This window comes from Salmonella sp. SG203, from assembly GCF_013350575.1.
Classification (GTDB): Bacteria; Pseudomonadota; Gammaproteobacteria; order Enterobacterales; family Enterobacteriaceae; genus Salmonella; species Salmonella enterica.
Genome location: NZ_SNMT01000018.1, coordinates 57,520 through 70,154 on the forward strand (window position 1 = coordinate 57,520; position 12,635 = coordinate 70,154).

Sequence of the window (12,635 nt, forward strand, 5' to 3'; positions counted from 1 at the left end):
CCATGATGGCGTATAGATGACCTTTCAGATTAAGCGCGAATATTGCCTGCGATAGCAGCAAGTGCGGATGCTTTCGACTGGTTAATGCTCTCCATTGTTTTCAGCATTTCCTGAATCAGGCTGGTCGATTTACGTGAACTTTCACGGGCTTCGTCCGATGCGGTGCTGGCAACACGGTTATTCACCTGGCTAATTTGCTGCTCGGAACGTTCCTGAGTAGCGGCGTACTGCCCGGACGCCCCTGCAATACCACCGACCGTGACCGAGTTCTTCATAATCAGATCGCCCGTCATCTGCATCTTGCGCGCATCAATTCGGGTCATATCCATGGTATTCTGCTCAAGACGAATATCGGATTCGACAGACTCAAGACGTTTCGACAGAATAGCCTGATGTTCAGGGGAGATTTGTTTATTACTGTCTTTAATACCCAGACTTTCCGTGGCGCTGGTTCCGGCATTAGATTTAAGCGTCGCATCATTAAGATTTTTCGTCGCATCGGTACCGGTTTTCTTCATATTTAACGATTTCAGAGAATCGACGCCTTCAGCACCGAGTTTGACGCTATTCTGCCCGTTCAGCACGTTTTTAATACTGTGGCTTTCAGTGGTCAGTTTATCGATCTTCGCGGCATTATGTTTAAGCGCGCCTCTTTCATTCTGCAGCCCCTTATATTCCAGTTTGGCGCCCACGCCAGTGATCCCCAACTGAAGCGCGCTCTGAGAAATACTACCGGACAACGCATTCATCCCTTCGCGCATCATGGAGCTTGCCGTCGTTTTAGCTGCATCAAAGCTGACTAATGACAACTTACCAGACAGTTTGCTATCAGCCTGGTTCAACGTCAGCATTAACGTATTCGCGGCAGCTAACAGCGCAACGGCACTGGAAGACATTCCGCTAATATCAAAAAACTTTCCGACTTCTGCCTGCTGCTCGCGTAACTGGGTTTGCACAACCTCATTCGCTTTAGTCGTGACATTATTTGCCAGGGCATTCAAATCCTGATTCATGTCGGTATTTTGAATACTGGCTTTTAAAAAGGACGTGATCGTTCCGGGGGTTTGCGTTAATACCCCTGGCGCAGGCGCGCTCAGTGTAGGACTCAACCCCAGGTCACTGACTTTACTGCTGCTAATACCAATACTATTCAGAATATCTTTAGCGCTAACGGATTGCGAAGCTGTCTGTGAACTATTCTCAACAGAATGATTATTTAAATAAGCGGCGGGATTTATTCCCACATTACTAATTAACATATTTTTCTCCCTTTATTTTGGCAGTTTTTATGCGCGACTCTGGCGCAGAATAAAACGCGAAGCATCCGCATTTTGCTGTACCGCAGAAGACATGGCTTTTTGTAGTTCCGCCGTTACCTTCTGGTTTTCACCAAATATTTCTACGGATTGTTTAAGCCACTGCTGAATCTGATCCATGGCAAAACGGGCGAGCATAAAATCAGCAAGCGCCTCGCTGGCATTTTTAATAAATACGCCCTCGGCAACACCACCGGCTGACTGGGCTGCGGTATTCGTGACTTCCATGCCCAACGCCACTTTATTTAGGGTATTACCCACCAGCTCTTTACTTAAGGCATTCGTTTGCAGGCCCATCTTGCTACCCACATTACCCAGGCCGCTAGTAATACGTTGCATCCCCTGGGTAAAGAGTTTGCTGCCGTTTTGCGCCAACTGTTTCAGCACGTTAGGCACCAACTTCTTAATCGTTTCGCCCATCATTTTGCTCAGCGCGTTACCCAGTTTCGCCGCCGCGCCTTTCCCGACAACTGCGACCACCACAATGACCGCTACCATCGCAATAGCGGCAACAATCGCACCAACAATGCTGCCTGCCATCTCTGCCGTTTTCTTATCGACGCCTAATCCTTCCAGCGCTTTGGTAATCGCCTTGCCAATCAGCTCCATTAACGGCTTCAGCACATGCTCCATAATCGGGTTTAGCGCCTGCTGAATAAACGACACCCCCGTCGCCGCCTTCACAATTTCATCGGCCACCATTACCGCAAGTCCCACCGCAGCCAGCGCCAGACTCGCCCCACCGGTAAAAACAGCGGCCACAACGCTGACAATGGTTAGCAGCGCGCCGAGGACTTTCCCGATACATCCCATAATGCGGTTCGTTTCCTCGGCTTTGCGCGTCTCTTCCTGGAATTCAGCCGATTTCTTTTCCATCTCCGCCTGACGCCCTTCCTGCAAGGCGTTGAAAAGCGCAAGATCGTTTTGCAGGCTTTCTTCCGTATTTTTGCCCACAATCTCAATAAACATGGCCATGAGCATAGTGAGGCGGGCGACATTTGACAGATTATCCTGCTCACCCTGGGAAACCTGATTCTGAGAGGCGGCATTAGCCGTTCCCTGGAATTTGGTCAGAATGTTATCCGCTTTCTCGGCTTTCGCTTTGGCGTCTGTGCCTGCTTTAACCGTCGCATCCGTGGCCTTATCTAAGGCCTCTTTCGCCTCTGTCGCTTCTTTTCCGGCCTGTTCTACCGCGGCTTCAGCTTGTGCATAGCCGGGGTCAGCCGGGTCCAGCGATTGCAATTTATTTTGTGCCTGCGTCAGTTTTTTGGCCGCAGCGTCATAAACACTCTTGGCGGTATCCGTCTTTTTGATGCTGGCTTCATAGAGATCCGTCGCCTCCTGAGCCTCTCCCAGAGCCGTCTGGAATTCTTTCGATACCTGAATCCCCATCTCTTTTTGTGACTCAATCATCGCCTGCCATACCGCCAGACGAGACTCCAGTTGAGACAGCGAAACATCGCCCAGTAGGGTCATTAACTTGCCAAGCAGTAATGTCAATTGCCCTTCGCTGGAGAGTTTTTCCCGGGCGGCGTCCGTAGGCGGCTTCAGACCCACCGTATTAATAGCGCTCTCGCCGGACTTTGTTCCGGCTTTAAGGTCGCCCGCTTTCGTTGCCACCACATCTTTAAAAGCTTTATCCGCCGCTTTTAAAAAGTCCGTGTTCTTACGAACGCCTTCAAAAGCCGCCTCAGCGAGGCGCGGATTTTGGGTATATCCGCTACGGCTAATGCTACTTGCGTCATTTACCATAATTATTCCTTTTCTTGTTCACTGTGCTGCTCTGTCTCCGCCGTTTTTAGCGCCTCCAGATAGACCAACGCTTTTGCCCGCAGAGACTCATCTTCAGTACGTTCATTGACAAGTTCAAAACACTGTCTGGCTTTTGCCGCCTTACGCATTAATAATTGACACTGCCCGGTAAAAAAAACGGGGCGATAATCATTTTTAAGTAACGTAAACGCTACTGCATAAAGGTCACATGCTTTCTGAAATTGTTTTTTCAGTTGGCATACCGCCGCCAGTCCCATGGTGTAATCGGGATTGTAAAAATCATAAATGCATAAGAAACGAAAGAATGTCTCAGCTTCATCCAGTCGTCCCTGGTTATAAAACTCATAAGCATGAGCATATAAACCGTCCATCATATCTTGAGGGATCCCATGAACGTCTTTTAGCGTGGCGCCTTCACTAACGGCATCCCAAATCATTTCCGCAACACGTTCTTCGCTGACATTATTTTGATAATCCATTACTTACTCCTGTTATCTGTCACCGACTTTGTAGAACTTAACGACTGCGTTTATCTGATGCAGTTATTAAACCCCGACGGTGGTTAGTGAACATTCAAAAAACGCCCAATGAATACATCGCTACTGCTTTACGCGGCTCAATGCCGTACCTCGTTTTCTTGTGGCTGAATAACGTCTTTGCCCGCGTTTTCTACCTCTTCCAGCCAAACCAGAAGACGTAAAACTTCATCAATTTCTTCCAGACTCACCAGATCATAACGGCGATGGGTTTTGAAAAGACTGCGCGCCAGTTTGATATCGACGATCACAGGTACGCCAACCTTCTCCGCATAGGCGCGGACGGCCAGTGCGCGCTGATTCGTTTCATACACCGAGATCATCGGAATCGGCATCAATTCGGGTTTAAAATAAATCCCGATCGTAATATGCGTGGGGTTGGCAACAATCAGGCGTGAGTTTTCAATATCAGATTTCACCTGTTCAGACAGAATTTCCATATGAACTTCACGTCTTTTAGATTTAACCTCTGGGTTCCCTTCCTGCTCCTTCATTTCACGCTTCACTTCTTCCTTATCCATTTTCATATCTTTCATGGTCAGGAAATATTCCGCAATAGCATCCAATAATAAGACAATCAATGCGCAAGCAAGGCAAGTTAATACCAATGCGAGGAGAAGTTCACGCCAAATGACGGCAATACCTACAATATTGCCATTTAGCTGAGAAAAGATTTCAACCTTATATTTCTTCCAGCAAATGATGGCGGCCACCACAAAGGATGAGAGATACAGTAGGGTTTTGACCGTATCTTTAACCGTGCGCATACTAAAAAGTTTTTTTGCCCCTTCTACCGGGTTTAACGCCGATAAATTAGGCTTTAATGCTTCTGTCGCCAGCACAAAACCGGCCTGTAATAACGCCGGTAATGCGGAACACACTAAGCAGAGCAGCATAAATGGAATCAGATATTTTAACCCTATCCCAAAAACGGCCAAACTGTAGTCAGCCATGCTCTGATCAAAATTATCCGCAATAATGATCTTAATTATCCCCATAAACTCATTAAATGAGCCATACGACACCAGATAGGCAATTCCTCCCAGCGTCAGGCAGGCGATAATGAGATCTTTACTTTTAAATGACTGGCCTTTTTTAGCGGAGTCTTCCAGCCGTTTTTTAGTCGGTTTTTCTGTTTTATTCGAGGACATGCGTCGCCCCTCGCTCGTAAAACCAACTGCTTAACCCTGTGGCCTGGAAAGAGAGTCGCAGTACATTGTCCGGTAGTACCGGAGAGAAATAAAGCAGCATAATTAAAACGGCAATACCGCTTTTTACCGTCAGTGAAATCGCAAAAGCGTTCATTTGCGGAGCAAAGCGCGACAATAAACCCAGGAATACTTCTGACAGCAACAGCACTAATACCACCGGACTGGCCAGAACCAAGGCGTTTTGAGCCACCTGATTAATAAACGTTAATAGCGGCGGTAATGAAGGCGTGCACTCGTTCATCGGATCGCATAGCTGATAGCTTTTATTTAACACGTCAACCATCGTGACCAGACCGCCGTTTTGTAAATAAACGACAGCGGCAAACATATTCAGGAAATTAGCCATTTCCGAGGTATCAATACCGTTTGCCGGATCGATACTGCTACTTAGCGTTGCCCCTCGCTGGTTATCGATAATACAACCCAGCGCATGCATAACCCAAAAAGGCCATGACAGCAGACAGCCCAGCATGACGCCTACCGCCGCTTCTTGCAGAACTAACGGGATCATCGCCACCGATAAAAACGGCGGCGCCTCGTTCAATGCATGCGGCCATACTCCCAATGCCACCAGGATGATAATGGCGTTTCTCGGCGCGCCGCTTAATACCCCGCTATTCAAAAACGGCAGGAAGAAAAAAATCGGCGCCACGCGAGCAAACCCTAGCGCCGCAGACGCAACCAGGTGATGAATTTCAAAGTACAACGCGTAAAACATTTTTTACCCCTTAGCCAACGCCAGGAATATCACCTGACGCCCGTAAGAGAGTAAAACTTCGCCATACCAGCCAGACAGTAAAAACAAGCATAAACACACGCCAAGTAATTTAATGCCAAAAGGCAGCGTCTGTTCCTGTAATTGCGTTACCGTCTGGAATAACCCTACCAGGAGGCCGATAATCGTTGCGACAATCGTCGGCCACCCTGACAGGATCAAAACAAGATAGAGCGCCTTATTACCTGCAAACACTAAATCATCCATTTAACTATCCCGTCTCGTAATGATGTCATGTTGCAATGTCCATATACTGTAATATCAATCCCTTAGACAGTAAGGTCCAGCCATCAAGCGCGACAAAAAGCACCAGCTTAATAGGTGTAGATATCGTCACCGGACTCATCATCATCATCCCCAGCGCCAGTAGCACGCTGGATACCACCAGGTCGACGACAACAAAGGGCAAATAGAGATAAAAACCAATTTTAAACGCGCTTTTTATTTCGCTCAGCGCATAAGCAGGTAATAACGCAAATATTGATGGTTTTTCAATTTCATCTTTGTCACGCTTTACCGTCTCGGTCTCTTCTCCATACTGACGCTTCAGTTGCGCGTTTTCAAAAAACTGAACTAACTCGCGATCTGAATATTTGATCAGATAATCGCGATAACCATCCAGACCTTCATCAACGTGTTTACTTAATGACGAAATATCATTAAAGGTGACATCTTCGTCCTCAAAATAGACGTAGGCATCATGCATTATGGGCCACATAACAAACATAGAAAGCAGCAATGCGACGCCGTTAAGCGTCATATTTGAAGGTATCTGCTGCAATCCCAGGGCGTTACGCACCATGACAAATACAATAGAAAATTTAACGAAACAGGTTCCTGACGCAATAATAAATGGCAACAGGGTGGAAAATGCCAGTAAGGCAATTAATGAGATATCATTCCCCATTACCAGACTCGCTCAGCCATTCATGGATCTCAACGCCTAAGGTGTCATTCATCTGTACCAGTTCGCCATTACCCAGCAAAACACCATTCGCCATAATTTCAACGTTAAGTTCAGCATTGGTCGGCAGTGATAATAGCTGTTGCTGCCCCATGGCTTCGAGTTCGGCGAGGGTAACGTTCTTACGATACAAAACAAATTCCAGTTTGACGGGCAATTGATTCAAGCCAGGCAGAGTTTCTGCAGTTTCAGTTGTATTATTTTCTTCTTCGATATGTTGAATATCTAACGTTTCCACAATAATTCCCCCTTCAACACGGTTGAAATGACCTAACTTTTTCGCGTAGCAATAAACTTCCGCACGGGAAGTACGAATCAGGAGTACATCTCCGATCCCGATTCGGCCCAGCAACGAACGCTGCGTATCACTGCTACCGATTACAAAACGCAACGGCCAACGCAGCATTTTCGGCCTGCCGCCCCCGACTGCAGGCAGTTCAGGAAGATATTCAAACCACAGGCCGCCCCGATCGCTCATAATGTGCAACAATTTCCCTTCCGGCAGCGCGCTTCCCGGCACGGGGTTCTCTACGCATAAACGCCGACAGGACAAATGCGGCACGGGCAACTCAAACGGTCGCTCTGTTGCAGCAAGCCAGGGAACGACCAGGTGCTCAGCGCCAGCAGAAACCGCCGCCCCCGCCAGAGCGTGAGAGACATGCTCAAGCCAGTCCCCAGGTTTAATCCAGGCCGACCACCGTTTTTCTGCATCGCTCAACCGAACCCACATTCCCTGTCGCGTCGGATATTCCAGCGTCGCTTCCCGGCCATGGCGCTGGCATTCTGTCGCGGTTTGCGCCAATAGCCATTCGCGACGATCAATCTGTCTCACACGCAATGACATCAGGCGTCATCCTCCTCGCCAGATTGTTGTCTGTGCTGTTGCTGCTGCGGATTTTGTTGATCGTCTCGCGTCAGGTGCCAGCGCTGGGGATTACCGTTTTGCCATTGATCATGCAAACGATGTTCAACCTGCGTATTTGACGGTATTAACGAAAACTCCCCTGCTTGCCGCGCCTGAATATTGACGGAATAGTCATTTCCCCAGCGTTGAAAACGGTAAGTCAGCGAGCTATCCTCTCCTTTCACGCCATCGGCAGTGGGAAAAATAGTCATCATCGGCTTTGATTGCGCCGCTAAAGGCATTTTTTCATCGCCGCCGGTTAATTGGCTAAGATCGGCGATAGTGGTTGGTTGCAGCGGAAGCTGAGAAACATCTTTAACCTTTTTATGATCTTTATCGTCAGGCTTACCGGTATTGGCTGCGGCCATTCGGGCAGGTGCGACATCCCGCGCCAGCGGCGCGCCCTCTTTACGAACGCCTTCGCCCGCGATGGCTTTATTATCCCCAGGCAATGCCTTGATATTATCGTCAGAGATTCCCGTGGCGTTATCGGTTACTTCACTAACGGATTCCACGGCTTTTAAATCAGCAGATAATTTTTTACCGCTTACGCTTTCTAACGGCCTATTTTTAGACGATAGCAACGCTGCGGATTTATCTACTTTGGCCTCCGCAGAAATCAAACCGACAGATTTTTCAGCAGTGACTTTCAACAGTTTTTCAGCAATCCTGAGTTCGCCTTTTCCGTTATGATGCAGACCAGAAACGTTGCCATTGTGATGTTCTGATTTCGCTGGCGCGCCATGTCGCCATGCCGCCAGTAATACCGGTAAAGCCGTTTCTTTATGCATTACGAAAGCATCGCCATAGTCGCGATCTTTTTTATCACCGGAATATTCTGTCTTATGTTTTTCCACCGCTTTTTTTAATGCTTCTGATAAACCGCCAACCTCATCCTGCTGCGGCAGTAAAATGTTCCCGGATGAACTGACAGCTGACACATCGCCCATTAAATTATCTCCTCTGACTCGGCCTCTTCCTGCTGTATCTCTCGCTGGATATAGTGTCTTTTCTGACGGATTATCCAGCGTTGATAGTTCCCTTCTTTGCGCAACCAATATTTGCTTTTTTTCTGAAACTCTTCCCTTTTCTTTTCCAGCTCGCTCCGTTTTTCCTGAATTTGTATAATCTGGAGTTCTAAATCTTTTATCTGCCGGCGAACAATAGACTGCTTACGTAATAACGTATAAATTTCCTCACGACTGAGCTGTCTGTTTTCTGCACGCAGCGTATCTAATAACAATTTCAGACCCGCTATTTGTTCAAGGATCGCCTCCTCCTCGGCCTGCAGCCCGCGGTCCTCATCCTGATAGCGAAGTAATATCGACTCACACTGTGAATGAAATACCGTACAGCGCCGCTGCAATACTTTAATTCTGGTCAGCGAATGCATTCATACCGCTCAACGTGTCATCAAAGGATGAATATTGCGCTACCGGCTGGCATAACCAGGCTTTCAGGCTATCCCGCATCTGCATCGCCCGATCGTTATCGATATTTTCGCCAGGACGATATTCTCCCAAGTCAATGAAAAGCTGGAGCTCTTCCAGACGCGTCATTAATTTACGCACGGCAGATGCCTGTTCAGCATGTGTCGGCGTCGTGACTTGTCCAAAAACGCGGCTTACGCTTTTCAGTACATCGATTGCCGGGTAATGTCCCTGCCCGGCCAGCTTTCTGCTCAGATACAGGTGACCGTCAAGGATAGAGCGAATTTCATCCGCCATCGGGTCCGCCTCTTCCTCGCTCTCCAGCAGTACCGTATAAAAGGCAGTAATGCTTCCCTCGCTGGTCGCCCCGGGGCGTTCCAGCAAGCGGGGCAAATTATCGAATACGGAGGCAGGATAACCTCGACGGGCCGGACGCTCTCCCGACGCCAGTGCCACATCTCGCAAAGCACGCGCATAACGGGTCATGGAATCGATAAAAAGCACGACCCGTTTTCCCTGGTCGCGAAAATATTCCGCTACGGTTGTCGCCAGTTGCGCCGCATTGCAGCGATCGACCGAGGGGAAATCGGAAGTGGCAAAAACCAGCACGCATTTTTCTTTCTTATGCGAAGCGCGCAACATATCCACGAATTCAGTGACCTCACGGCCTCGTTCACCGATAAGACCAATAACAAAGACATCCGCCTCCGTTTGCTCGATCAGCATATGCATCAGCATGGTCTTACCGCATCCTGCGGAGGCAAAAATGCCCATTCGCTGGCCTACGCCACAGGTCAATAACCCGTCAATCGCGCGCACACCGGTAATCAGCGGTTCACGGACGCCAACGCGTGAAGCGTAAGACGGCGGTGCGACATCAATAACGCGTTCTTCGCTAATCGGCGCCACTTCAGGGGTAAAACGCTCAACGATTTTCCCTGTCGGATCCAACACCGCGCCTAATACCGAGTATCCCACCCACGCCGATAACGCACGTCCAGTGGGATAAAGCACGACATCGCGGCTCAGCCCCTGGGCATTGCCGATAAGGCTCAGCACGGTGCGTTCCCGCTGTAAGCCAACCACCTGCGCACGTGCAACAACCTGTTTTTGGTGCCAGCCACGGCGTATTTCACACAGTTCGCCAATGGCTACATCGCGCAATTCCGCCTCAATAATTGGGCCGGTTATTTTTTGTGGGTAGGCCAGATATTGCAGTAAACGAGGTGTTTTCATCTCATTAGCGACCGACTAAAAACTTCCAGATAGTTGTAAAACCCATTCAAGGCAGTAGAGAACTTTTCACCGTCAGATAAAAAATCCGGATGCACTAAGGCTTTAAGCGTTAGCTCCCCATTCTGCTCCCCCAGTAGTAATTGCCCGCCGCGGGCAAAATGGCATCCTTCCATTATGGTCATTAAGATTTCATAAGCCCGCTGTTGTAATACCACCATGCTGTCAGCACCCAATTGCGCCCAGATCCATACATCATCGTCCTTGACGCTGATACAGATACTTGGCAATGCAAATAAATCCAGAACAATTGTTGAATGGCTATCTATTCCTCCGATGAGTGAAGGATCGCAACCACTTACTTCCAGTGCGGAACGAACTAATTCAGCGATATCCAAATGTTGCATAGATCTTTTCCTTAATTAAGCCCTTATATTGTTTTTATAACATTCACTGACTTGCTATCTGCTATCTCACCGAAAGATAAAACCTCCAGATCCGGAAAACGACCTTCAATCATTTTCTTAATAAATCGACGGACATCGACAGACGTAAGGAGGACAAGATCTTTATGTGCAATCAATAAATCATCCAACTTAAGTGTAATGAGATCCATCAAATTAGCGGAGGCTTCCGGGTCAAGGCTGAGGAAGGTACTGCCAGAGGTCTGACGGATCCCTTTGCGAATAACATCCTCAACTTCAGCAGATACCATTACTGCTCGTAATTCGCCGCCATTGGCGAATTTATGACAAATATAACGCGCCATTGCTCCACGAATATGCTCCACAAGGTTAATGACATCTTTTTCTCTTGGCGCCCACAATGCGAGCGCTTCCATAATTAATTTCATATTACGCACGGAAACACGTTCGCTTAACAAACGCTGCAAAACTTCAGATATACGTTGTACCGTGGCATGTCTGAGCACTTCTTTAAGTAAATCAGGAAATTTCGCTTCCAGTTGGTCCAGCATATGTTTTGTTTCCTGAATACCGAAATATTCATTGACGTTGCGCGCCAGCGTCACCGCCAGACAGTGGTAAAGCTCATCAAGCGCGTTTCGCAACACATAGCCAAGCTCCCGGAGTTTCTCCCCCTCTTCATGCGTTACCCAGAAATACTGGCTGCTACCTTGCTGATGGATTGTTGGATTAATGCCAAAGGAAACAACTTCATCGGAATAATTTACCACTCGCATCAAATCAAAATAGACCGTAAATTGTTCAACACGGATCTCATTAATCAACAATACGATGCTGTTATCGTCCAGGCCCTCGCCATCGCGTAACAATACTTCCGGCAGGCGCACGCCATAATCAATAAAGAACTGACTACGTAGACGCTCCGCAAGTTGAGCTTTTTCCAGATCTTCACGCCGGCTCTTCGGCACAAGTAATATCAACGGTACGGTCTCTGTAGAGACTTTATCGAGATCGCCAATCAGTCCTAACGACGACCCTTCTTTTTCCTCAATACTGAGCGGCTGCTCGCCTTTGCTGGTTTTAGGTTTGGCGGCACTACGTTTTGCTTCACGGAATTTAAAATAGAAGAGTACGCTTAAAACCACCGATAAAATAACAAAAACCGGCAGCGGGAATCCCGGCAGAGTTCCCATTGAAATGGTCAAAATAGCCGTAACAACCAATACAAATGGGTTGTTCAACAGCTGCGTCATGATATTCCGCCCCATGTTATCGCTATCGCCATTTACGCGAGTCACGATAAAACCGGCACTAATCGCAATCAACAATGCGGGAATCTGGGCGACAAGACCATCACCAATGGTCAGCATGGTATAAGTAGACAGAGCGGAGGACAAATCCATACCATGGCGGGTCATCCCCACCGAAATACCGCCAATAAAGTTCACAAAGATAATAATGATGCCGGCAATAGCGTCACCTTTGATAAACTTCATCGCACCGTCAAAGGAACCGTAAAGCTGGCTTTCCCTTTCCAGTACGCTTCGCCGTTCGCGCGCGGCATCCGCATCAATAATACCGGCCTTCAAATCGGCATCAATACTCATCTGTTTACCGGGCATACCATCCAGAGAAAATCGGGCCGCGACTTCCGCGACGCGTTCTGAACCTTTGGTAATAACGATAAACTGGACCACGGTGACAATAGAGAAGACAACAAAACCCACCGCCAGGCTATCGCCAATAACGAATTGCCCGAACGTGGCGATAATTTCACCGGCATCGGCTTCAATCAAGATAAGACGGCTGGTACTGATCGATAATGCCAGACGAAAGAGCGTGGTAATTAACAGTACCGCAGGAAATGTTGAAAAACTGAGGATTCTGTCAATGTAGAACGACCCCATAAACACCAATATCGCCAGTACGATATTCAGTGCGATCAGGAAATCAACCAGATAGGTAGGTAATGGAATGACGAACATAGAAATGATCATCACCATTAGTACCAGAATCAGTAATTCAGGTCGTAAACGAGCACTGTTAAGTAGAGAAAGCAGCACTATAG

The 12,635-nt window shown here is 47.9% G+C and carries 13 protein-coding genes; all 13 read right to left on the reverse strand.

Annotated elements, in window-relative coordinates; all coding sequences use genetic code 11:
- Positions 1-29: 29 nt before the first annotated feature.
- On the reverse strand, positions 30-1,259 hold the full coding sequence (sipC, locus tag HV477_RS20750) for an SPI-1 type III secretion system needle tip complex protein SipC (RefSeq protein ID WP_000909019.1): 1,230 nt from the start codon (positions 1,257-1,259) through the stop codon (positions 30-32).
- A gap of 27 nt (positions 1,260-1,286) precedes the next feature.
- A complete protein-coding gene (gene sipB / locus HV477_RS20755) occupies positions 1,287-3,068 on the reverse strand; it encodes an SPI-1 type III secretion system needle tip complex protein SipB (protein WP_000245782.1) in 1,782 nt (593 codons plus the stop codon).
- A gap of 2 nt (positions 3,069-3,070) precedes the next feature.
- Positions 3,071-3,568 (reverse strand): SycD/LcrH family type III secretion system chaperone SicA, encoded by a 498-nt coding sequence (gene sicA, locus HV477_RS20760; RefSeq protein WP_000386309.1) that lies wholly within the window; start codon positions 3,566-3,568, stop codon positions 3,071-3,073.
- 137 nt (positions 3,569-3,705) lie between these two features.
- A complete protein-coding gene (spaS, locus tag HV477_RS20765; protein WP_000097719.1) occupies positions 3,706-4,776 on the reverse strand; it encodes an SPI-1 type III secretion system export apparatus protein SpaS in 1,071 nt (356 codons plus the stop codon).
- Entirely contained in the window at positions 4,763-5,554 is a 792-nt protein-coding gene (spaR, locus tag HV477_RS20770) for an SPI-1 type III secretion system export apparatus protein SpaR (protein WP_000498965.1), read from the reverse strand. The genes spaS and spaR overlap by 14 nt, the downstream gene beginning before the upstream one ends.
- 3 nt (positions 5,555-5,557) lie before the next feature.
- On the reverse strand, positions 5,558-5,818 hold the full coding sequence (gene spaQ, locus HV477_RS20775) for an SPI-1 type III secretion system export apparatus protein SpaQ (RefSeq protein WP_000342503.1): 261 nt from the start codon (positions 5,816-5,818) through the stop codon (positions 5,558-5,560).
- A 25-nt stretch (positions 5,819-5,843) separates the two neighbouring features.
- Complete coding sequence (spaP, locus tag HV477_RS20780) at positions 5,844-6,518, reverse strand: SPI-1 type III secretion system export apparatus protein SpaP (protein WP_000526016.1); 675 nt, start codon at positions 6,516-6,518, stop codon at positions 5,844-5,846.
- Positions 6,508-7,419 (reverse strand): SPI-1 type III secretion system protein SpaO, encoded by a 912-nt coding sequence (gene spaO, locus HV477_RS20785; protein WP_079899026.1) that lies wholly within the window; start codon positions 7,417-7,419, stop codon positions 6,508-6,510. The genes spaP and spaO overlap by 11 nt, the downstream gene beginning before the upstream one ends.
- Positions 7,419-8,429, reverse strand: a complete 1,011-nt coding sequence (spaN, locus tag HV477_RS20790) for an SPI-1 type III secretion system protein SpaN (protein ID WP_000503107.1) — start codon at positions 8,427-8,429, stop codon at positions 7,419-7,421. The genes spaO and spaN overlap by 1 nt, the downstream gene beginning before the upstream one ends.
- Positions 8,429-8,872 carry an SPI-1 type III secretion system protein SpaM gene (gene spaM / locus HV477_RS20795; RefSeq protein ID WP_000555884.1) on the reverse strand — a complete coding sequence of 148 codons (444 nt, stop codon included), beginning with the start codon at positions 8,870-8,872 and terminating at the stop codon, positions 8,429-8,431. The genes spaN and spaM overlap by 1 nt, the downstream gene beginning before the upstream one ends.
- Positions 8,850-10,145 (reverse strand): SctN family type III secretion system ATPase InvC, encoded by a 1,296-nt coding sequence (gene invC / locus HV477_RS20800; protein WP_000856766.1) that lies wholly within the window; start codon positions 10,143-10,145, stop codon positions 8,850-8,852. Before invC ends, spaM begins: the two co-directional genes overlap by 23 nt.
- Positions 10,142-10,549 (reverse strand): SPI-1 type III secretion system chaperone SpaK, encoded by a 408-nt coding sequence (gene spaK, locus HV477_RS20805; RefSeq protein ID WP_001164066.1) that lies wholly within the window; start codon positions 10,547-10,549, stop codon positions 10,142-10,144. Before spaK ends, invC begins: the two co-directional genes overlap by 4 nt.
- Before the next feature lie 23 nt (positions 10,550-10,572).
- A complete protein-coding gene (gene invA / locus HV477_RS20810) occupies positions 10,573-12,630 on the reverse strand; it encodes a type III secretion system export apparatus protein InvA (RefSeq protein ID WP_000927219.1) in 2,058 nt (685 codons plus the stop codon).
- Positions 12,631-12,635 lie beyond the last annotated feature (5 nt).

Bases quoted from the DNA above. Each gene is read 5' to 3' on its own strand.
- sipC (WP_000909019.1), bottom strand. From the start codon at position 1,259: ATGTTAATTAGTAATGTGGGAATAAATCCCGCCGCTTATTTAAATAAT.
- sipB (WP_000245782.1), bottom strand. From the start codon at position 3,068: ATGGTAAATGACGCAAGTAGCATTAGCCGTAGCGGATATACCCAAAAT.
- sicA (WP_000386309.1), bottom strand. From the start codon at position 3,568: ATGGATTATCAAAATAATGTCAGCGAAGAACGTGTTGCGGAAATGATT.
- spaS (WP_000097719.1), bottom strand. From the start codon at position 4,776: ATGTCCTCGAATAAAACAGAAAAACCGACTAAAAAACGGCTGGAAGAC.
- spaR (WP_000498965.1), bottom strand. From the start codon at position 5,554: ATGTTTTACGCGTTGTACTTTGAAATTCATCACCTGGTTGCGTCTGCG.
- spaQ (WP_000342503.1), bottom strand. From the start codon at position 5,818: ATGGATGATTTAGTGTTTGCAGGTAATAAGGCGCTCTATCTTGTTTTG.
- spaP (WP_000526016.1), bottom strand. From the start codon at position 6,518: ATGGGGAATGATATCTCATTAATTGCCTTACTGGCATTTTCCACCCTG.
- spaO (WP_079899026.1), bottom strand. From the start codon at position 7,419: ATGTCATTGCGTGTGAGACAGATTGATCGTCGCGAATGGCTATTGGCG.
- spaN (WP_000503107.1), bottom strand. From the start codon at position 8,429: ATGGGCGATGTGTCAGCTGTCAGTTCATCCGGGAACATTTTACTGCCG.
- spaM (WP_000555884.1), bottom strand. From the start codon at position 8,872: ATGCATTCGCTGACCAGAATTAAAGTATTGCAGCGGCGCTGTACGGTA.
- invC (WP_000856766.1), bottom strand. From the start codon at position 10,145: ATGAAAACACCTCGTTTACTGCAATATCTGGCCTACCCACAAAAAATA.
- spaK (WP_001164066.1), bottom strand. From the start codon at position 10,549: ATGCAACATTTGGATATCGCTGAATTAGTTCGTTCCGCACTGGAAGTA.